14 protein-coding genes (1 of these 14 running past the window's edge) are annotated in these 18,745 nt (G+C 66.5%); 6 read left to right on the top strand and 8 right to left on the bottom strand.

Features of this window, described 5'->3' with window-relative positions:
* Both KDK82_RS05265 and KDK82_RS05270 read left to right on the top strand, forming a co-directional pair.
* Positions 1-2,729, top strand: the final stretch of a protein-coding gene (locus KDK82_RS05265; protein ID WP_088164194.1) for a non-ribosomal peptide synthetase. Its footprint begins 15,805 nt before the window's first position; the window shows 2,729 of its 18,534 coding nt (coding positions 15,806-18,534); its start codon lies off the left edge, out of view; its stop codon occupies positions 2,727-2,729.
* 181 nt (positions 2,730-2,910) lie between these two features.
* On the top strand, positions 2,911-5,310 hold the full coding sequence (locus KDK82_RS05270) for a TonB-dependent siderophore receptor (RefSeq protein ID WP_088164195.1): 2,400 nt from the start codon (positions 2,911-2,913) through the stop codon (positions 5,308-5,310).
* A gap of 76 nt (positions 5,311-5,386) precedes the next feature.
* On the opposite strand, the gene KDK82_RS05275 is transcribed toward KDK82_RS05270, so the two are convergent.
* The 5 genes from KDK82_RS05275 to KDK82_RS05295 all read right to left on the bottom strand — a co-directional run bounded on the left by KDK82_RS05275 (position 5,387) and on the right by KDK82_RS05295 (position 10,857).
* The gene (locus KDK82_RS05275; protein WP_088164196.1) at positions 5,387-6,421 is read right to left on the bottom strand and encodes a FecR family protein; all 1,035 of its coding nucleotides are present in this window, start codon (positions 6,419-6,421) and stop codon (positions 5,387-5,389) included.
* A gap of 12 nt (positions 6,422-6,433) precedes the next feature.
* Positions 6,434-7,033: an RNA polymerase sigma factor gene (locus tag KDK82_RS05280; protein ID WP_012206549.1), complete on the bottom strand. Its 600-nt coding sequence runs from the start codon at positions 7,031-7,033 to the stop codon at positions 6,434-6,436.
* A 214-nt stretch (positions 7,034-7,247) separates the two neighbouring features.
* Positions 7,248-8,546, bottom strand: a complete 1,299-nt coding sequence (locus KDK82_RS05285; RefSeq protein ID WP_088164197.1) for a lysine N(6)-hydroxylase/L-ornithine N(5)-oxygenase family protein — start codon at positions 8,544-8,546, stop codon at positions 7,248-7,250.
* 11 nt (positions 8,547-8,557) lie between these two features.
* Positions 8,558-9,670: a GNAT family N-acetyltransferase gene (locus KDK82_RS05290; RefSeq protein WP_088164198.1), complete on the bottom strand. Its 1,113-nt coding sequence runs from the start codon at positions 9,668-9,670 to the stop codon at positions 8,558-8,560.
* Positions 9,671-9,891: 221 nt separating this feature from the next.
* Complete coding sequence (locus tag KDK82_RS05295; protein ID WP_088164199.1) at positions 9,892-10,857, bottom strand: alpha/beta hydrolase; 966 nt, start codon at positions 10,855-10,857, stop codon at positions 9,892-9,894.
* A 245-nt stretch (positions 10,858-11,102) separates the two neighbouring features.
* Between KDK82_RS05295 and KDK82_RS05300 the strand changes: the two genes are divergently transcribed.
* Together KDK82_RS05300 and KDK82_RS05305 are read left to right on the top strand one after the other, a co-directional pair.
* Positions 11,103-12,818 carry a cyclic peptide export ABC transporter gene (locus tag KDK82_RS05300; protein WP_088164200.1) on the top strand — a complete coding sequence of 572 codons (1,716 nt, stop codon included), beginning with the start codon at positions 11,103-11,105 and terminating at the stop codon, positions 12,816-12,818.
* A gap of 21 nt (positions 12,819-12,839) precedes the next feature.
* A complete protein-coding gene (locus KDK82_RS05305) occupies positions 12,840-13,682 on the top strand; it encodes a N(5)-hydroxyornithine transformylase PvdF (protein WP_088164201.1) in 843 nt (280 codons plus the stop codon).
* 153 nt (positions 13,683-13,835) lie between these two features.
* Here the strand turns inward: KDK82_RS05305 and KDK82_RS05310 are convergent, their stop codons facing one another.
* The 3 genes from KDK82_RS05310 to KDK82_RS05320 form a co-directional block, all read right to left on the bottom strand.
* Complete coding sequence (locus KDK82_RS05310) at positions 13,836-14,594, bottom strand: 3-hydroxyacyl-CoA dehydrogenase (RefSeq protein ID WP_034394989.1); 759 nt, start codon at positions 14,592-14,594, stop codon at positions 13,836-13,838.
* Between the two features lie 131 nt (positions 14,595-14,725).
* The gene (locus tag KDK82_RS05315) at positions 14,726-15,772 is read right to left on the bottom strand and encodes a Fe(3+) ABC transporter substrate-binding protein (RefSeq protein WP_012206542.1); all 1,047 of its coding nucleotides are present in this window, start codon (positions 15,770-15,772) and stop codon (positions 14,726-14,728) included.
* A gap of 301 nt (positions 15,773-16,073) precedes the next feature.
* A complete protein-coding gene (locus KDK82_RS05320) occupies positions 16,074-16,622 on the bottom strand; it encodes a phasin family protein (protein WP_013801612.1) in 549 nt (182 codons plus the stop codon).
* Between the two features lie 323 nt (positions 16,623-16,945).
* Between KDK82_RS05320 and KDK82_RS05325 the strand changes: the two genes are divergently transcribed.
* Positions 16,946-17,407 (top strand): thioesterase family protein, encoded by a 462-nt coding sequence (locus tag KDK82_RS05325; protein WP_034394994.1) that lies wholly within the window; start codon positions 16,946-16,948, stop codon positions 17,405-17,407.
* A 115-nt stretch (positions 17,408-17,522) separates the two neighbouring features.
* Complete coding sequence (gene pncB / locus KDK82_RS05330) at positions 17,523-18,743, top strand: nicotinate phosphoribosyltransferase (RefSeq protein ID WP_012206539.1); 1,221 nt, start codon at positions 17,523-17,525, stop codon at positions 18,741-18,743.
* The last annotated feature ends 2 nt before the right edge of the window (positions 18,744-18,745 follow it).

Genomic DNA, 18,745 nt, shown 5'->3' on the forward strand with positions numbered 1-18,745 from the left:
CGAGCGAGAGCATGCACTGCCTGCGGGACATCGCCTTGCTGCCCGAGGCTGGCCGCGATGGGCCGGCGGGCACGGGCATGGGCACGGATGCCTGCCGCCCGCCGTTCCTGCCCGTGCATGCCTGCATGGCGCTGCAGGCGCGCCGGGACCCGGGTGCGGTGGCGTTGGTCATGGGCGAGCAAACCATCAGCCATGGCGAGCTGCAGGCGCGCAGCAACCATTTCGCCAACCGCCTGGTGCAGGCCGGCGTGGGGCGCGGCGCCATCGTCGGCATCGCCATGGAGCGTTCGCTGGAAATGGTGATCTGCCTGCTGTCCGTGCTCAAGGCGGGCGCGGCCTACCTGCCCCTGGACCCGGCGTCGCCGGCCGAACGCCAGAGGTTCATGCTGGCAGACAGCGGTGCCTCCCACCTGATCGCCCACAGGGCGGCGCTGCACAAGCTGGGCACGCCCGCCGTGGCCCATCTGGTGGTGGCCGAGGAGGTGGACTTCACCCAGGCCTGCAATGCGGCGCCGTCCCATGCCGTGCACGAGCGCGACCTGGCCTATGTGATCTACACCTCGGGCTCGACCGGGCAGCCCAAGGGCGTCGTGGTCGAGCACGGGCCGCTGTCCATGCACTGCGCGGCCACGGCCGGGATCTACGGCATGCGGGCGAACTCGCGCGAGCTGCATTTCATGTCCTTCTCCTTTGACGGTGCCCACGAGCGCTGGCTGACGGCACTGAGCATCGGCGCCGGCCTGGTGCTGCGCGAGCCGCAGATGTGGACGGCGGAGCAGGCCTGCGAGGCCCTGCGCCACCACGGCATCTCCAATGCCGCGTTCCCGCCGGCCTATCTGGCGCAGATCGCGGACTGGGCCGCAGAGCAGTCGCAGGAGCCGCCGCCGGTGGAGTTGTATGTCTTCGGTGGCGAGGCCATGCCCAAGGCCGCCTACGACAAGGTGCGCCAGAGCCTGCGCCCGCGCCTGCTCATCAACGGCTACGGCCCCACCGAGACGGTGGTGACGCCGCTGATCTGGAAGGCCGAGGCCAGCGAGACCTTCGACTGCGCCTACGCTCCCATCGGCCGGCCGGTGGGCGAGCGCACGGTGCACATCCTGGACGCCGACCTGCACCGGGTGCCGCACGGCGTCGTGGGCGAGCTGTACATCGGCGGCTATGGTCTGGCGCGCGGCTATCTGTCGCGCCACGGCCTGACGGCCGAGCGCTTCGTCGCTGACCCCTTCGACGGCGGTGGCGGCCGCCTCTACCGCACGGGGGACCTGGTGCGCGAGATGCCGGACGGCAACATCGAGTACATAGGCCGGGCCGACCACCAGGTCAAGATCCGGGGCTTTCGCATCGAGCTGGGCGAGGTCGAGAAGGCCGTCCGGGCCGTGCCCGGCGTGGTCGATGCCGCCGTGCTGGTCCAGGATGCCGGTACAGGCAAGCAGCTGGTGGCCTATGTGGTGGGGGAGGAGGGCACCGCCGCGCAGTCCCTGGTCCAGCGCATCCGCCAGCAGACAGGCGAGCACCTGCCCGACTACATGCTGCCGGCCCATACGCTGGTCCTGCCTGCCTTGCCAAGACTGGTCAGCGGCAAGCTGGACCGTGGTGCGCTGCCGCTGCCGCAGGCAGATGCCGGGCGGGTTCACGTGCCACCGTCCACAGCGTCGGCCATGGCGCTGGCCCGCATCTGGCAGGAGGTGCTTGGCGTGGAACGCGTGGGCGAGACCGACAACTTCTTCGAGTTGGGAGGCGACTCCCTTCTCAGCCTCAGGATGCACGCCAAGGTGCGCAAGCTGGGCGATCCGCAGCTGGACTTCAAGCTGCGCGACCTGTTGCAGCGGCCCACCATTGCCGGCCTGCTGGAGCTTCGCTCAGCCGGCGCCGGTGGAGCTGGGGGCGTCGTGGCGCTCAACGCCGTGTGTGAGGCCGCACCACCGCTGTTTTGCGTGCATGCCGGGTTCGGCACGGTGTTTGACTACCAGCCGCTGGCGCGGGCATTGCAGGACCGGCGCACCGTCCACGCCATACCCTGCCGCAGCCTGGGCAATCCCGGCTACCGTGACCGCTCGCTGGAGCAGATGGCCGACGACTACTGCGCGATGGTGAGGCAGGTACAGCCTGCCGGCCCCTACCACCTGCTCGGCTGGTCCCTGGGCGGCAGCCTGGCGGCCTTGATCGCCGCCCGGCTCGAAGGCCAGGGACAGACGGTGGGTTTCCTGGGACTGGTGGATCCGTTCGTGCCTGCTGGCGATGCGGCCGGGTCCCCGTCGTGGTGGGATGACTTCCGGCTCTTCGTCTCGCAGATGCTGCCCTTGGCGCGCATCGAAGACCTTGCGGACATCGATGCATCGGTGCTGCCCCGCGCCGATCTGCTGGCTGCCGCGCTGGGCCGTGAAGCGTCAAGGCAGGGACCGGGGGGACCGAGCGGCCATGCCTGCATGGACGGCGCCGACCTGGCCCAGGCCTTTCTGACCACCCTGCACCTCAAGCACCTGGCGCTGCAGGCGCAGGCCCTGGCGCCCGTGCAAGCGGCGGCAAGCCTTTGGTGGAGCGATGAAACCGCGGCCGGGCACCGGCTGCGGCTCGCGCACCAGCTGCGCCAGGAGGGGGCCGATAGGGCCGAAATGGCCGAAAGGGCAGAGGGCGCGGTGATCCGCGCCGACCACTACGCCATCATGAGGAACGAGGGGCTGACGGCTGAAATCCTCGATGCCCTGGCGCTGGAGTACGCGCTGGACTGACGGGAGTCGGGGACGGGGGCAGGACGCCCCCGTCCCATCCCGGTTTTTTTCGTGAAATCGGGGTTACACCTTGTCTCCATTTTTCTGCGCAGAACGTCTTTGGAATGCACAACAACCAGCGCCGAGGTCCGCGTCCGGTTGGTAACCAGTCTCATTCAATGCCTTTGGAAATTCTTCAACCATGCGTTCCTTGCCCCGTCAACATCTGCTGAGCCTGGCCCTTGCCACGGCCTTTGGTTCCGTTTCGTTCTGGAGCACCGAGGCGGTGGCCCAGGCCACAGGGCAGGAGGCGGCCCAAGTGTTCGATATCCATGTGCCGGCCCAGGCCCTGGCTTCGGCCATCAACGAGCTGTCCCGCCAGACGGGAACCCAGATGTTTGCCGCAGGCGACCTGGTTGCCGGGCTCAGTTCCCGCGCCGTCAACGGCCGCCTGACATCGGAGCAGGCCTTGCGGGAGCTGCTGGCCGGCACGTCCCTGGAAGCCACCAGGACGAACAACGGAGGCTTCGCCATCCGCCGTCCCGCGGTCTCCGGCGCGACCTTGCCGACCATCAACGTCACGGACAGCGAAACCGCAGCCGGCCCCGTGCAGGGCTATGTCGCCCGGCGCAGCTCAACGGGCACGAAGACCGATACGCCCATCCTGGAGACACCGCAGTCCATCACGGTCATCGGTGCCCAGGAGATCGAGACGCTGAAGTCGCAAAGCCTGCAGGATGCGCTGGGCTACGCCGCCGGCGTCACCCGCGCCGAGGGCCTGGACCGTACCTCGGACAGCCTGTATTTGCGCGGGTTCCGCACCACGGGCATGTACCGGGACGGCAGCCTGTTCACGGCCAACATCTACGACGGACGGCAGGAGCCCTACGGCCTGGAGCGCATCGAGCTGCTCAAGGGCGCCTCTTCGGTGATTTTCGGCTCGGTCTCCCCGGGCGGCGTGGTCAACACCGTGAGCAAGCGGCCCACCACGGAAAAAATCCGGGAATTGAACATCGACGCCGGAAGCTTCGGGCGCAGGCAGGTCTCGGGTGATTTTGCGGGCGCCCTGGACGACGAGGGCAAATGGTCCTACCGGCTGGTGGCGCTCAAGCGCGACAGCGACAGCTTCATCGACCGTGTCCCCGATGACAGAACCTATATCGCCCCGTCGCTCAAATGGCAGCCCGATGCGAATACCTCGCTGACACTGTTGGCCGAGGTCCAGAAGGACCGCACCACCTACGTCTACGGACTGCCCGCCTACGGCACCCTGCTGCCCAACATCAATGGACAGATTCCCCGCAATCGCTTCATCGGAGAGGCGGGACGGGACAAATTCGATCTGGACCGCTACTCCATCGGCTATCTCTTCGAACATGCCTTTTCCGAGAAGCTCAAGCTCAGGAACAGCATGCGCTACTACAACGCAAAGAGCAGCTACTTCAGCACGGACGGCTGGGGCCTGTCCGCCGACCAGCGCTCGGTGGTGGAGCGCTACTACCAGCCGCGCTGGGACCGTTCGTCGGCCTTCGTGACCGATACCTCGCTGCAGTACCAGCTGGACCAGGGCCGCATCAAGCACACCATGCTGGTGGGCTTCGACTACGCCCTGCCTAAGCACGAGACCGAGCGCTATGAACAGCAGGCCGCCGACCTCGATGTCTTCAACCCGGTCTATGGCAAGCCGGTGGGGCCTGTCTCCCCCTACTACCGCTCGTCCTGGAAGAACGACTACAAGCGGCTTGGCATCTATGCGCAGGACCAGATCAAGATCGATGACAAGTGGGTGGTTCTGCTGGGCGGCCGCTATGACAAGGTCCGCTTCAACGAGACGAACTTCTTCACCGGGGACGTGAGCGCGGCCAATGAGAAAAGCTCGGCCTTCACGGGCCGGGTGGGCGTGGTCTATCTCGCCGCCAATGGCCTTGCCCCCTTCTTCAGCTACAGCGAGTCCTTCGAGCCCACCCAGGGCCAGGACCGCCTTGGATCGCGGTTCAAGCCGACGACGGGGCAGCAGTACGAGGCCGGTGTCCGCTACCAGCCCAGCGGCTCCCGGGCCATGATTTCGGCAGCGGTCTTCCAGCTCACCCGCCAGAACCTGCTCGTGCCCGATCCCCAGGACGCCAGCAGGGCGTTCAACATCCAGGCCGGTGAAGTCCGCTCCCGCGGCTTCGAGCTGGAGGCACGAAGCTCCATCGGCCGCAATGTGAACATCATTGCCGCCTATGCCTACACGGATGCGCGCACCACGCAGGCAAGCCCCCTGCAGCCGGACGAGCTGGGCAAGCGCTCCATCGGCGTGCCCTACAACCAGATATCGCTGTGGGGCGACTACAGCTTTGGAGACTTCGGGCTTGCCGGCCTCAAGGTGGGCATGGGCGCCAGGTACCTGGGCCAGACACGCGGCCTGGCCTATGGCGTTCCCGTCTCGCTGCCGGCGTTCACCCTGGTGGATGCCATGGTCAGCTACACCACCGGACCCTGGCGCTTCGCCCTGAACCTCACCAACCTGACCGACAAGACCTATATCGCCAGCTGCTCCTACGGCTGCTTCTACGGCGAGCCCCGCAAGGTGATCGGCACGGCCACCTATCGCTGGTAAGCGGGCATGGGCCATGGGCCACGGCTGGAGCGATCCGGCCGTGGCCTTTTCTTTGTCGGGGAACCGAAGGCGCCGTTCAGAGCGCCTGCAACTGCACGCCGCCACCGGCCTGCGGGCGCACCCTCAGCGGCAGGATGGACGGCAGCACGGCCAGCAGGCCGGCCGAGTCATTGGCGCGAAAGCGCCCGGTCAGGCGCAGCGCGGCCACGCGTGCATCGGCGGCTTCTATGGGCTGGGTGCGGTAGGCGTTGACCGTGGCCAGGGCCTCGGCCAGCGGGGTGTTCTCGAAGACCAGCCAGCCCTCGCGCCAGGCGGACAGCGTGGCGGCATCGGCCTGGCGCACAGCCTCGGCCTGGCCGTTGCGGATGTCCACGACCTGGCCGGGCAGCAGGTCCAGCGTTGCCGCCGCCGGGCCCGTCGCATCCTGCGCATCCCTGCCCAGCACCCGGACCCTGACATGGCCATGCTCCACGCCCACGGTGACGGGGCCGCCGCGGTCGCGCACGGTGAAGACCGTGCCCACGACCTCGATGCGCGCCTCGCGCGTGATGACCTCGAAGGGCCGGTCGGGATCGGGGGCCACGTCGAATCGCACTTCGCCCCGGGCCATGGACACACTGCGGCGCTGGCGGTAGAGCGTCACGGCAATGGCGCTCTGGGGCGCCAGTTCCACCAGGCTGGCCTGCAGCGGCAGCTTGCCGTCGGCCAGAGTGATCTTGAGGATTTGCGAGTTGCGCGTGGCGTAGGCCGAGGTGTGTATGGGCTGCTGCCAGTACCAGTAGGCGCCCCGGCCCGCCAGCGCGCCTGTGCCCAGCAGCCCGGCGAAGGACAGAAGCAGCTTGCGGCGCCGGACGGTCTGGGTGGAGCGCGAGGCCCGGTCGGCCAGCAGGGCGGTTTCCTGGAACTGCTCGCGCAGGCCGCCGGACATGCCGCCCAGCAGGTTCCAGCGCAGGTGCGCCTCGCGTGCGGCGGCATCGTGCCGGGCTGATTTCCCGCGCCATTCGCCCAGGGTCAGGCGGGCCTGGTCGGCCACCGGGTCGGGAGCGATTTCGCTTTGAACGATCAGCGTCAGCGCATGCTCGACCATGCGCTCGCTAGGTGCACTTGCCATGGAAAGGGGGAGTCAGGATGCGTCGTCGGTCAGTGTACTGTTGTCAAAATCCATGGCGCTGCCCAGCGCATGGTCCTCGATCAGTTCGGAGCGCAGCTGGGCCAGCACGCGCGAGCAGTCCAGCGTGGCGCGCACCATGTGCTTGGCGACGGCCATTTCGGTGATGTTGAGCTGATCGGCGATTTCCGCGCGCGTGTAGCCATGGGCGCGAAAGAGGATGAAGACTTCGCGCCGGCGCGGCGGCAGGCCTTCCAGCGCCTGGACGACGCGGTTCAGGATCTGGCGCTGGGCGGCCAGGGTTTCGCTGGAGGGCGCACTGTGCTGCACCACCATTTGCTGGCGCGTCCATTCCTGGGCGGTCTTGCGCTTGCGCGCATCGTCGATGCACAGATTGCGTGCCACGCGAAACAGCAGGGCGCGCGGGGATTCGATGCCGGCGTCGGGCAGGGTTTCGGCCTTCTTGCCGCTGCGCAGGCCCAGGGCGTGCACGTAGACCCGCTCGAAGCTCGATTGCGCGATGTCGGCCGCATAGTGCGGATCCCTGAGATCGCGCGTGAGCTGGCGGCGCAGATCGCCATAGTGAGCCACGAGTTCCTGGATCAGGTCACGCATCCGGATACCTGCCTTTCCGCAAGGGCGATGGGTTGGAACCCCTGGGTCCGTACAGAGAAGGGCCTACCGGATGCTGCAACCCCGGCCAGGGCCGGGGCGGTGCAGCAGCGGGTATGGGATTCAGCGGCGCAGGTGATTCAAATTCAAATGCAAATGGTTTGCATTCAAATTATGGCATGGGAGATCCCTGCGCCATCATGCCCTGTGCGATCTTTCAATCCTGCAGCGCCAGCTGTTCTGTGCGCGCAACATCGGGTCTTTGGGCTTGCGCTGCCAGCAGGGCTTCACCGATTTCGCCGGTGCGCACCGAAGTGACGGACAGCAGGGTGTCGCTGAGGCCGTGGGAGCCCTCGCAGGCGCCCTGCAGGAAGATGGCGGGGCGAAAGTCCGGCGTGGTGTGCACCTGGTAGTCGCGGCTCACGGAGAAGTCGCCCAGGTAGGGGGCCAGCGGGTCCAGCAGGGTCTTGTGGTGCTCGCGCGCATAGCCGGTGGCCAGCACCACCACGTCGTAGCGCGATGCATGGTCGATGCCGCTGTTGAGATCGCGCAGGCCCAGGTGGATGCCGTCGCTGGCGGCGCGCACGTCCTGCACCTCGTGGCGGCGCAGGAAGCGGTGGCGCGTGTCGCCGACGACTTTTTGCTCATAGAACACCTTGAAGATGCTCTCGATCAGTTCCAGGTCGGGACAGGCGTAGTTGGTGTGCCAGAACTCGCGCAGCAGGGCGCCGCGCTCGTCATGCGGGCGGCTGTAGACATGGTCCACGAAGTCGGCGTTGAAGATTTCGTTGACGAAGGGGCTGTCGTCCGAGGGGCGGATGGAGCGGGCGCGCATGACCAGGTCGATCTCGGCCGTGGCGTAGCGGCCGTGCAGGTCCATGAAGATTTCCGCTGCGCTTTGGCCCGCACCGACCACGGCGATGCGCAGCGGCCTGGCATGCTCGGCAATGCTGCGCAGGTAGGCGCTGGAGTGGAAGACGCGCGCGTCGCCGCGCAGGGGCTTGAACTGCTCGGGAATGCTGGGCGTGCCGCCGATGCTCATGACCAGGTTCTGGCCCAGGCGCTCATGCACGTTGCCGGCCGCATCGCGCGAGCGCACGCGCAGCAGCTCCACCTTGCCGTCGCGTTTTTCAGGCAGCACCTCGATGACTTCCTGGCCGTAGACGCAGCAGTCCTCGAACTTGGAGGCGGCCCAGGCCAGGTAGTCGTTGAACTCGTGGCGGCTGGGAAAGAAGGTCTTGAGGTTGATGAAGTCCTGCAGCCGGCCCTTCTCGTGCAGGTAGTTGATGAAGGTGAAGCGGCTGGTGGGATTGCGCAGCGTGGCCAGGTCCTTGAGGAAGGACACCTGCATGTGGGCCTGCTCCAGCAGCATGTCCCGGTGCCAGGCGAAACGCGGCTGCTTTTCGATGAAGACGGGGTGCAAGGCCCGTGCGGTGGTTTCGCGCTCCTTGAGGGCGATGGCCAGGGCAATGTTGGAGGGGCCGAAGCCGATGCCGATCAGCGGGTGGGTTTGCATGGAAGGTCCTTTCATTGGGTCGATGCGTCCAGTGCGTCCGGCGCGGCTGCGTCGGTCTGCGGTATCCACAAGGCGTCTGCGAAAAAGCGTTCCCTGAGCAGCACTCCCAGCACGGCGCGCTTGTGCGGGAAGTCGAATTCCTTGACCAGCGCATAGCCGCAGCGCGGCAGGCTTTTGCGCATCTTGCGGTTGTCGGCGCGCGGCTCCACGACGATGCGCTGCGTGCGGCAGTCGTCCAGAAAGAGGTAGTGCGACAGCGAGGGCAGCCAGGCCGTCAGGTAGGGCTGGCCGCGAAACCGCGCCTCCCCCACCAGCGCATGCCAGCCCCGGTCATGGTCGCCCGCGTCATAGAAGGGGGCGATGCGGTCTTCCTTGGCCCAGTAGGCCTCGAAGTAGCCGAAGGGCTCGCCGTCAAGGCAGCCGATGAGGCCCAGCGCATGCGGGTCGCCGGCCATGCGCTGCAGGTAGGCGCGGTGGTGGGCGAGGTCGCCGCTTTCCTCCCAGAAATGCGCGACGACCGGGTCGTTCATCCAGCGGTGGATGAGGGGCAGGTCGGCCTCGGGCTCCACGGTGCGAAAGCTCAGCGTTCGGCCCAGCCAGGGGATGAAGCGGCGATAGACCTCGCCGCGCGGCTTGTGCAGGCGCGCGGGGTGGCGCCGGCCTTCGGTGAGCGTGTAGTGCAGCGCATAGGGTGGGCGCGGGCGGGGCAGCCACAGGGGCTGCTGCCACAGCACGCTTCTTGCCACGCACGGGGCCTGGCCCGGCTGCACTGTGGCAATGCTGTCGCGCAGGCCGGGCGGCAGCCGGGGCAGGGGCAGCTCGATGGCTTGCGCATCGGGATGCAGGCCAAAGCCTGCCTGCAGTGCGGCCAGCAGTTCATCCGTTTCGGGCATGCCCGAGCAGGGGCCCAGCCATTGCAGCTGCATCAGGCCTGGCGCGGCCGTGGGCGACAGATTCCAGAGACTGGGCTTGCCGGGCCTGCCGGCATCCACGGACCCCGAACGCTCCAGGCGCAGCCGCTGTCCATCACCGAAGACGCTGATCGTCTCGGCGCCTGCATGGGCAAGGTAGCTGGCGCCGGAGGCGTCTGGTGACGGTGTAGCGGTGGCTTCGACTGGACGCACGTGGACTCTTTCAGATGGAGTGCCCCGCGTGCGGGACACGGGTCGGGGCTCGGGCAAGGGCACAAGGGGCGCAAGGGGCACAAGGGGCACAAGGGACACAAGGGACACAAGGGACACAAGGGACACAAGGGACACAAGGGACACAAGGGACACAAGGGACACAAGGCAGCCTCATGACCGGGATGACGCGCAGGCGCGGCAAATGTTCATGCCAGGGCTGTTCATGCCAGGGCCAGGCTGCGGGCCGCCTGGAAGGCATGGGCCAGTGCCTTGCAGAGCTGGCCGCGCAGCACCTCGGTCTCTTCGGTGAGGGCGCCCAGCCGCGCAAAATCATGGACCATGCCGGCGTAGATCTGCAGGTCCACGGCCACGCCGGCGGCCTGCAGCCGCTCGGCATAGTGCTTTCCTTCGTCGATCAGCGGGTCGTACTCGGCCAGCACCATCAGCGTGGGGGCCAGCCGGCCCAGGTCGGATGCCTGCAGGGGGGCAAAGCGCCAGTCCTGCCGGTCCGCATCGCTGCGCAGGTATTGGCCGAACATCCAGGCCAGGGTGTCACCTTCCAGCAGATGGCCGGTGGCCAGGCGCGCATGCGAGTCACTGTCCTGCTGCGCTGCCGTGCAGGGGTAGAGCAGCAACTGCAGCAAGGGCTGGGGCATGCCCGCGTCGCGTGCGGCGATGCACAGGGCCGTGGCCAGCGTGCCCCCGACGCTGTCGCCGCCAATGGCCAGGCGCTGCGCGTCCAGGCCATGGCGGCCGCCGTGCTCCAGCAGCCAGGCCAGGGCGTCCTGTGCGTCGAGAAAGGCTGTGGGAAAGCGGTGCTCTGGCGCCAGCCGGTAGTCGATGGCCAGCACATTGCAGGGCGTGCCCAGCGCCAGGCTGCGGCACAGGCTGTCATGCGATTCGAGCCCGCCCAGCACGTAGCCGCCGCCGTGAAAGAACAGCAGGCAGGGCGCAGCTGTGTGTCCAGGGGCTGCGCGGTAGAGCCGGGCACGGATACGCGCGCCGTCGCGCGTGGGCAGATCCAGGTCCTCGGTGGGCAGATCGTCGCCCGGCAGGTCCAGCGCCAGCGTGGCGTTGTCGTAGGCGGCGCGCGCCTGCGCTGCCGTCATCTGGCTCATGCGCGGGCGGCTGGATGCCTGGGCGTTGGCGAGTTCAAGAAATGCTTGCAGGTCGGGGTGGAGAGCCATGGCGTCCTTCGGATATGCGGCAGACAAAGCAAAGCGGGCCGGTGCAGGGCATGGCGCCCGCGCTGCCCCTTCCCCGTGATGACGCAGGGCAGCGGAATTTGTTCATCGCCTGGGCGGTGAACATTTTTGGCGCACGCACGTCTTGCAGGGAGTGGGGAGTGCTCGCCGTGCGCCGCGCTCCAGGAAACGCCGGGCCGCGCCGGCATTGCAAGGTCATGCGCCCACGGGCGCCAGAGGAATCCCTTATGGAAAACGCCAGCCGACCGCCCTCCGAGGTACTGCGCCTGCTCAGGCCCTTCCTGCCGTGGATGGCGCTGTCCGTGGTCACGGGCATTTGCGCGGGTGGGGCCACGGTGGCGCTACTGGCGACCATCAACCAGGTGCTCAATCGTCCCGGCGGGCTGGCTGGCGGGCTGCTGCTGACCTTCCTCGCCCTGTGTGCCACCGTGCTGGTGTGCCGGGCCACGTCGGACATGTCGGGCAATTTCGTGGGGCAGCGCCTGGTGGCGCAGCTGCGCAAGGAACTGGCCGGCAAGATCCTGGCTGCGCCCATCGATGCGCTGGAACGCTACCGCACGCACCGCCTCATGCCCGTGCTCACGCAGGACGTGGACATGATCAGCGACGTGGCCTTCGTACTGGCCTCCAACGTGATCGCCCTGGCCATTGCGCTGGGCTGCCTGGCCTATCTGGCCCTGCTGTCGCCGCCGCTGTTTGCCATGCTGGTGGTGGCGCTGATGCTGGGCGTGAGCCTGCAGGCGCTGGCGCAGTCACGCGGCGTGGCGGGGTTCTGGAAGGCGCGCGATCACGAGGAAGTGCTGCACAAGGCCTACCGCGCCATCAGCGAAGGCGCCAAGGAGCTGCGCATGCACCGCGCGCGCCGGGGCCGCATCTTCGACGGGCAGATTGGCTCCACCGTGGATGCCATCCGCCGCATCAACAGCCGCGCCATCAACACCTATGTGCTGGCCACGGCCTTCGGTTCGGCGCTGTTCTTTCTGTTGATCGCCCTCATCCTGGGCTGGGCCGCGCTGCGCACCACCGAGCCCGTGGTGCTCAGCGGCTTCGTGCTGGTGCTGCTGTTCCTCAAGGGCCCCATGGACCAGATCGCGGGCGCGCTGCCCAACCTGGGCCGTGCCAAGGTGGCGCTGCAGCGCATTGCCGACCTGTCGGCGCGCTTTGCCAGCCCCGAGCCGCACCTGCACCTGGACAGCCCGCCCGGCGAGGTCAGCCTGGACCACGGCCTGGAGCTGCGGGGCGTGCGCTATGCCTTCGATGCGCCCGAAGGCGGCAAGGCCTTCGAGATCGGTCCCATCGACCTGAAGCTGGGCAAGGGCGAACTGGTCTTTGTGGTGGGCGACAACGGCTCGGGCAAGACCACGCTGATCAAGCTGCTGCTGGGCCTGTATGCGCCCCAGCAGGGCGAGATCCTGCATGACGGCCAGCCCGTCACGGCGCAGACGCGCGACGACTACCGCCAGCTGTTCACCACGGTCTTCTCGGACTTCTACCTGTTCGAGGACCTGGTGGCCGGCGGTGAAGAGGGCCAGGCCGCCGCGCTGCCCGAGGCCGCGCTGCCCTACCTGCAGCGGCTGGAGATCGCACACAAGGTCAGCGTGCGCAACGGCAGCTTCAGCACCATCGACCTGTCCACCGGCCAGCGCAAGCGCCTGGCCCTGGTCCACGCCTATCTGGAGGGCCGGCCCGTGCTGGTCTTCGACGAATGGGCGGCCGACCAGGACCCGAGCTTCCGCCACCTGTTCTACACCGAGCTGCTGCCCGAGCTGCGCGCCAGGGGCCACCTGCTGGTGGTCATCTCCCATGACGATCGCTACTTCCACCTGGCCGACCGCATCGTGCGCATGGAGGCCGGCCGCATGGTCCAGCCGCAAGATGGGGCGCAGCCGGTGGCGGCTGCATCGGCCAGTCCCGCCAGTCAAGGCGCGCTGGCCGACATCTGAATTCCTGCTGAATCCACGAACATGGCAAAGACAAAACTCGTCTACATCTGGTCCCTGAGAAACGCCGCCGCCGACCAGGCCGGCCAGCACATCGCCTACAAGGGCGCAACGCGCTACATGAAATCGCCGCTCGAATACCTGGGCGAGTTGCTGGACACCACCCCGCTGGGCGATATCTACAGCCTGGAGGCCGTGATCCACGACGACGACGAGGCCTCGCCGCGCGACCGCGAAAAAATCGGCGACTACGGATTTCACTACCAGCCGGGCGGCCGCTGGTTCTATCCGCCGGACCTGCGCATCCAGGGGCGCAGGGTCAATGATCTGCTCATGGCCGTGCCGTCTTCCTACCGGCGCCTGCCGCTGAACGATCCGCAGCGCGCCGCGGGCAAACAGATGTTCGAGGCGCAACTGCAGGACAGGCTGGTGCAGCTGGGTGCCGAGCGGGTGGTGCTGGATGGCCTGCTCGTCATCCTGGACCGGCTCGTGCGGCCCGGTGCCCTGTTCCACCGCAGGATCGCCAACATCCACCCCGGCATAACGCGGCTGGAGTCACCCTATGAACGCCGGGGCGCCTGTGCCACGCTGGACGCGCTGCATGGCGCGCAGGGCTACAAGATCGTGGACTGGAAGACCATGGAACAGCGCCCGGTCCCGCCCCTGTTCAAGACCGGCGCATCCTTTCACTACGTGGACAACGGCATCGACTCCGGCGAAGTCATCGCCGACGTGCTGGGCACCGACATCGATCCCCAAGACACGATTCTTGAGCTGCGCTGGAACAACTTCCAGCACAGCCTGTTCCCTGCATTGCGCAAGGGGCTGGAGATGATGGCCAAAGAGCCTGCACGCACCATGGCCTGACAACGCGCGTATCTCCAAAAACGGCGCGGCCCAACGCGAGGGACACCGAGCAAGGGCCTATGCCGGCCGCGCCGCCCCGCCGCTAGGGTGTCGTCCCCCTCCCGCGCGAAGCGCGTAGAGAGGGGGAAGCGGCGCAGCCGCTCAGGGGGTGCTTCACCTCGGCGCCAGACGAATGGCCCCATCCAGCCGGATCACCTCGCCATTGAGCATGTCGTTGTCCAGAATGTGGCGCACCAGCTTGGCATAGTCCTGGGGCGTGCCCAGACGGCTGGGGAAGGGCACGCCGGCGGCCAGCGCGTCCTGCACTTCCTGCGGCATGCCGAACAGCATGGGCGTGCCGAAGATGCCGGGGGCAATCGTCATGTTGCGGATGCCGTTGCGCGCCAGGTCGCGCGCAATGGGCAGCGTCATGCCGACCACGCCGCCCTTGGACGCCGCATAGGCTGCTTGGCCGATCTGGCCGTCGTAGGCCGCCACGCTGGCCGTGGAGATCAGCACGCCGCGCTCGCCCGTGCTCTCGGGCTCGTTGGCCGACATGGCGGTGGCGGCCAGGCGGATCATGTTGAAGCTGCCGATCAGGTTGACCGTGATGGTCTTGGAGAACAGCGCCAGGTTGTGCGCGCCGTTCTTGCCCACGGTCTTCTCGGCGGGCGCAATACCTGCGCAGTTGACCAGGCCTGCCAGCTTGCCCAGGCTCACGGCCTTGTCCACCACAGCCTGGCCATCGGCTTCCTGGCTCACGTCGCATTTGACGAAGACACCACCGATCTCGCGCGCCACGGCCTCGCCCTTGTCCGCCTGCATGTCGGCAATCACCACCTTGCCGCCCTCGGCCGCCAGCATGCGCGCCGTGCCTTCGCCCAGCCCGGAGGCGCCGCCCGTGACGATGAATACCCGGTCCTTGATCTGCATGGAATGTCTCCTTGGTTATCTGACGTTGACGTAAACGTAACTCTCAAATTATGCATGCAGCCCCGGCTGCAGCCATGTCGCGCCCAAGAAAAAGCCCGGCAGTGCCGGGCTGGTGATGGGCGCGATGGGGGTTACTGGAAACCTGCGCGATCGAGCATTTGCTGGACCTTGGTCATGTTTTTGCCCACGGCCGTGATCGGGATGGTCTCGCTCTTGAAGGGCTTGCCGCCGGTCATCTCCTTGAGGGCAGGGTTGTCCAGTTCCACGCCCTTGGCTGCGGGCCACTCGTTGTTGCCGTTGGCAAAGTAGTTCTGGGCGGCGGGGCTGGCCAGGTACTCCAGGAACTTGACGGCGTTGTCCTTGTTCTTGGCATGGCGTGCCACGGCGCCGCCCGCGATGTTCAGGTGCGTGCCCCAGCTGGACTGGTTCGGGAAGACCACGCCGATCTTGCCGACCACGGCCTGGTCCTCAGGCTTGCCCGAACGCATCATGCGCGCCAGGTAGTAGCTGTTGGTCACGCCGATGGTGCATTCGCCCGAGGCCACGGCCTTGATCTGGTCGGTGTCGCCACCCTTGGGCGGGCGGGCCAGGTTGGCCTTCATGCCCTGGATCCAGCCTTCGGCCTTCTGGTCGCCCATGTGCTCGACCACGGTGCCGAACAGGCTCAGGTTGTAGGGATGCGAGCCCGAGCGGATGCACAGCTGGCCCTTGAACTTGGGGTCGGCCAGCGATTCGTAGTTCTGCACGTCGGCGGGCTGGACCTTGGCCTTGTTGTAGACGATGACGCGGGCGCGTGTAGACAGGCCGAACCAGCTGATGCCATCGGCCGTGGGCTGGGCGCGCAGGTTGGAGGGAATGGCGTCTTCCAGCAGCTTGGAGTGGATGGGCTGGAACAGGCCATCGACCTCGCCGCGGTACAGGCGTGCGGCATCGACCAGCAGGATCACGTCGGCCGGCGAGGCCTGGCCCTCGGCCTTCAGGCGCGCAATGATGCCGGCGTCGTCGCCGTCCACGCGGTTGATCTTGATGCCGGTGGCCTTGGTGAAGCCGTTGTACAGCTCCTCGTCCGTGGAGTAGTGGCGCGCGGAATAGAGGTTGACGACCTGGGAGTCGGCAATGGCTGTGCCGGCAGCCACCAGGGCGCAAGCGGCAAACAGGGCTTTCAGGGATTTCGACATGAAGACAGGCCTCTCTTTGTTGGCAAAGCGCGATGATAGGTCAAACGCGAATTGTTCTTAATAAAGGGTGGGGCCCGTCTAAGGGCTTGTGCGCGGTGGTCCCTGGTGGGCCGCGAGCCATGGCGCGCGAAAAAGCGCACGAAAAAAAACCCAGTCCAAAGACTGGGTTTGAAAGGATCCAGAAACGGGGGTTTCAAGAGGATCCAAGGAGACAACTGGTCAGGTCTTTCGACCCGGGATGCGTGCAATTATGCGGGTAATCACTGATTCTTGCACGCAGCCCCGTTGTAAGACAGCGTGATCAACGCTTGCGGGTCTGGGCCGACTGGACGGCTTCGTTGGCGGTGTTGGTCACGGCCGTGAAGTTGGCTTCCGCCAGGTCCGAAGCCTGCTTGACGGCCTTTTGCACCGACTCGAAGGCATTGTTGGCAGCCGACACGGCGCTCTTCATCACGGCAACGGCGGTTTCGGAACCGGCGGGTGCGTTCTTGGCCGTGGTGTCCACCAGGGCGCTGAAGTTCTTTTGCAGGTCGGAAGCCTGGCTTTCGAAGGTCTTGGCCAGTTCGGCGCCGGTGCCGCTGGCGATGTCGTACAGGTGACGGCTGTAGGCAGCGGTCTTTTCAGCCAGGGGCTGGAACAGGTTGGCCTGCAGCGACAGCAGTTCCTGTGCGTCCTTGACGCTCAGGACAGCCTGGGTGTGCTGGGCAGCTTCGGTCAGTGCGGCGCGCGAGGCGGTCACATTCAGTTCCACCAGCTTTTCAACGCCTTCGAAGGCCTTGCTCGTCAGGCCGAACAGGGTTTCCAGGTTGGCCTTTTGTGCGCTCAGGATTTGGTCAGGGGTCAAGCTCATGTCAGTCTCCAGAAAAACGGACCACAGGGGTCTCGGGTTACGGGGAATTGCCTGCGCTGACCTGACTGAGTGTCATGTTGCAGTGCAGCATGGGTCTTATTGTAGGGATTGCAAAAAAGGAATCAAGTACCTGATGCTGCGGTGCAGCAAAAAAATTCGGAAAGCTGTGGGTTTTTTGTAAGTCTTTGATTTTGAATTGGTTTTATGTCGGTTTGACGACATTTTTCAGTTGGCATGCTTACTCGCCTGGCGAGTGATCGGCAGCAGTGCGCGTCGTGATGGCGACAGTGGCCGGGGACAGGGCGCATTCGGCCGGCGGCACAATGGCCGCCATGAATGAATCGCCCCCGAGCCGCCCCGCGCCGCAGCCCCGTTCGGCCTATGCGGCATTCCGACGCATCAGCACGCGCTGGTCGGACAACGATGTCTACGGGCACGTCAACAACGTCGTCTATTACAGCTGGTTCGATACGGCGGTGAATGCCCATCTGATAGAGCAGGGCGCGCTGGACATTCATGCGGGCGAGACGATAGGACTGGTCATAGAGACCCAATGCAATTACTTCGCCCCGCTGGCCTTTCCGCAGGAGGTGGAGGCCGGCATCCGCGTGGCCCGCATCGGCGGCTCCAGCGTGCGCTACGAGGTGGGGCTGTTTGCGCAGGGTGAGCCGCTGTCGGCCGCAGCCGGGCATTTCGTCCATGTCTATGTGGACCGGCAGACGCGCCGGCCTGCCCAGATTCCGCAGGCGCTGCGCCGGGTGCTGGAGCCGTTGCTGCGCGGTTGATGGCGTTCGGGGCGCATGCAAGGCGCCCGCTCGCAGCGCGGCGGCGTGTGGATGGCCTACACTCGAAAGCTGTCTGCCATCTGACCGCTTGGGCGCTTACCGCCCGGCTCTGTCCATGATCATCACCAGCCTGCTCGATACCGACCTGTACAAATTCACGATGATGCAGGTGGTGCTGCACCAGTTTCCCGGGGCACAGGTCGAGTACCGTTTCAAGTGCCGCAATCCCGGCGTGCAGCTTGCGCCCTATGTGAACGAGATCCGGGCAGAGATCCGCTCGCTGTGCAGCCTGCGGTTCCAGGATGCGGAGCTGGCCTACCTGAGCTCGCTGCGCTTCATCAAGAGCGATTTCGTCGATTTCCTGAGCCTGTTCCACCTCAACGAGAAGTGCGTCACGGTGCAGGCGCTGCCCAATGGCGAGATCGACATCACCATCCGCGGGCCCTGGCTGCACACCATCTTGTTCGAGATTCCCGTGCTGGCCATCGTCAACGAGGTGTACTTCCGCAATACCCAGCCGGTGCCCGATTTTCCCGAGGGCCGGCGCCGGCTGGATGCCAAGATCGCGCTGCTGCAACAGCCGGGCCTGGAGCAGCTCAAGATTGCCGACTACGGCACGCGCCGCCGCTTTTCGCGGGCCTGGCATGAAGAGGTGCTGCGCGTGCTGTGCGCACGCCTGGGCCGGCCCGGCGCATCCGCGGAGTCCGAGGGGCAGTTCGCGGGCACCAGCAACGTGCTGTATGCCATGAAGCTGGGCGTGCGGCCCCTGGGCACGCTGGCCCATGAATACCTGCAGGCCTGCCAGTCCCTGGGCCCGCGCCTGCGCGACAGCCAGATCTTCGGCTTCGAGTCATGGGCGCGCGAGTACCGGGGCGACCTGGGCATTGCGCTGTCGGATGTCTACGGCATGTCGGCCTTCCTGCGCGATTTCGACCTGTACTTCTGCAAGCTCTTCGATGGCGCGCGCCATGACAGCGGGGATCCGTTCGAGTGGGGCGAGCGGCTGCTGGCCCACTACCGTGCCAATCGCATCGACCCGCTGACCAAGACGCTGATCTTCAGCGACGGCCTGACGGTGCCGCGCACCATCGAGCTGTTCCAGCGCTTCCACGGGCGCTGCCAGCTGGCCTTTGGCATCGGCACCAACCTGACCAATGACCTGGGCGACGCGCCCGACCATGTGCCGCTGCAGATCGTCATCAAGATGACGCGCTGCAACGGCCAGCCCGTGGCCAAGCTCTCGGACACGCCGGGCAAGAGCATGTGCGACGACGAGAAATACCTGGCCTATCTGCGCCAGGTGTTCGAGATCGCGGCGCCCGCGGCACAGACTTGATC

Source organism: Delftia sp. K82, from assembly GCF_002193035.1.
Taxonomy (GTDB): Bacteria; Pseudomonadota; Gammaproteobacteria; order Burkholderiales; family Burkholderiaceae_C; genus Comamonas; species Comamonas acidovorans.

Coding starts and splice junctions, on each gene's coding strand:
- KDK82_RS05270 (WP_088164195.1), top strand. CDS start 2,911: ATGCGTTCCTTGCCCCGTCAACATCTGCTGAGCCTGGCCCTTGCCACG.
- KDK82_RS05275 (WP_088164196.1), bottom strand. CDS start 6,421: ATGGCAAGTGCACCTAGCGAGCGCATGGTCGAGCATGCGCTGACGCTG.
- KDK82_RS05280 (WP_012206549.1), bottom strand. CDS start 7,033: ATGCGTGACCTGATCCAGGAACTCGTGGCTCACTATGGCGATCTGCGC.
- KDK82_RS05285 (WP_088164197.1), bottom strand. CDS start 8,546: ATGCAAACCCACCCGCTGATCGGCATCGGCTTCGGCCCCTCCAACATT.
- KDK82_RS05295 (WP_088164199.1), bottom strand. CDS start 10,857: ATGGCTCTCCACCCCGACCTGCAAGCATTTCTTGAACTCGCCAACGCC.
- KDK82_RS05300 (WP_088164200.1), top strand. CDS start 11,103: ATGGAAAACGCCAGCCGACCGCCCTCCGAGGTACTGCGCCTGCTCAGG.
- KDK82_RS05305 (WP_088164201.1), top strand. CDS start 12,840: ATGGCAAAGACAAAACTCGTCTACATCTGGTCCCTGAGAAACGCCGCC.
- KDK82_RS05310 (WP_034394989.1), bottom strand. CDS start 14,594: ATGCAGATCAAGGACCGGGTATTCATCGTCACGGGCGGCGCCTCCGGG.
- KDK82_RS05315 (WP_012206542.1), bottom strand. CDS start 15,772: ATGTCGAAATCCCTGAAAGCCCTGTTTGCCGCTTGCGCCCTGGTGGCT.
- KDK82_RS05320 (WP_013801612.1), bottom strand. CDS start 16,622: ATGAGCTTGACCCCTGACCAAATCCTGAGCGCACAAAAGGCCAACCTG.
- KDK82_RS05325 (WP_034394994.1), top strand. CDS start 16,946: ATGGCCGCCATGAATGAATCGCCCCCGAGCCGCCCCGCGCCGCAGCCC.
- pncB (WP_012206539.1), top strand. CDS start 17,523: ATGATCATCACCAGCCTGCTCGATACCGACCTGTACAAATTCACGATG.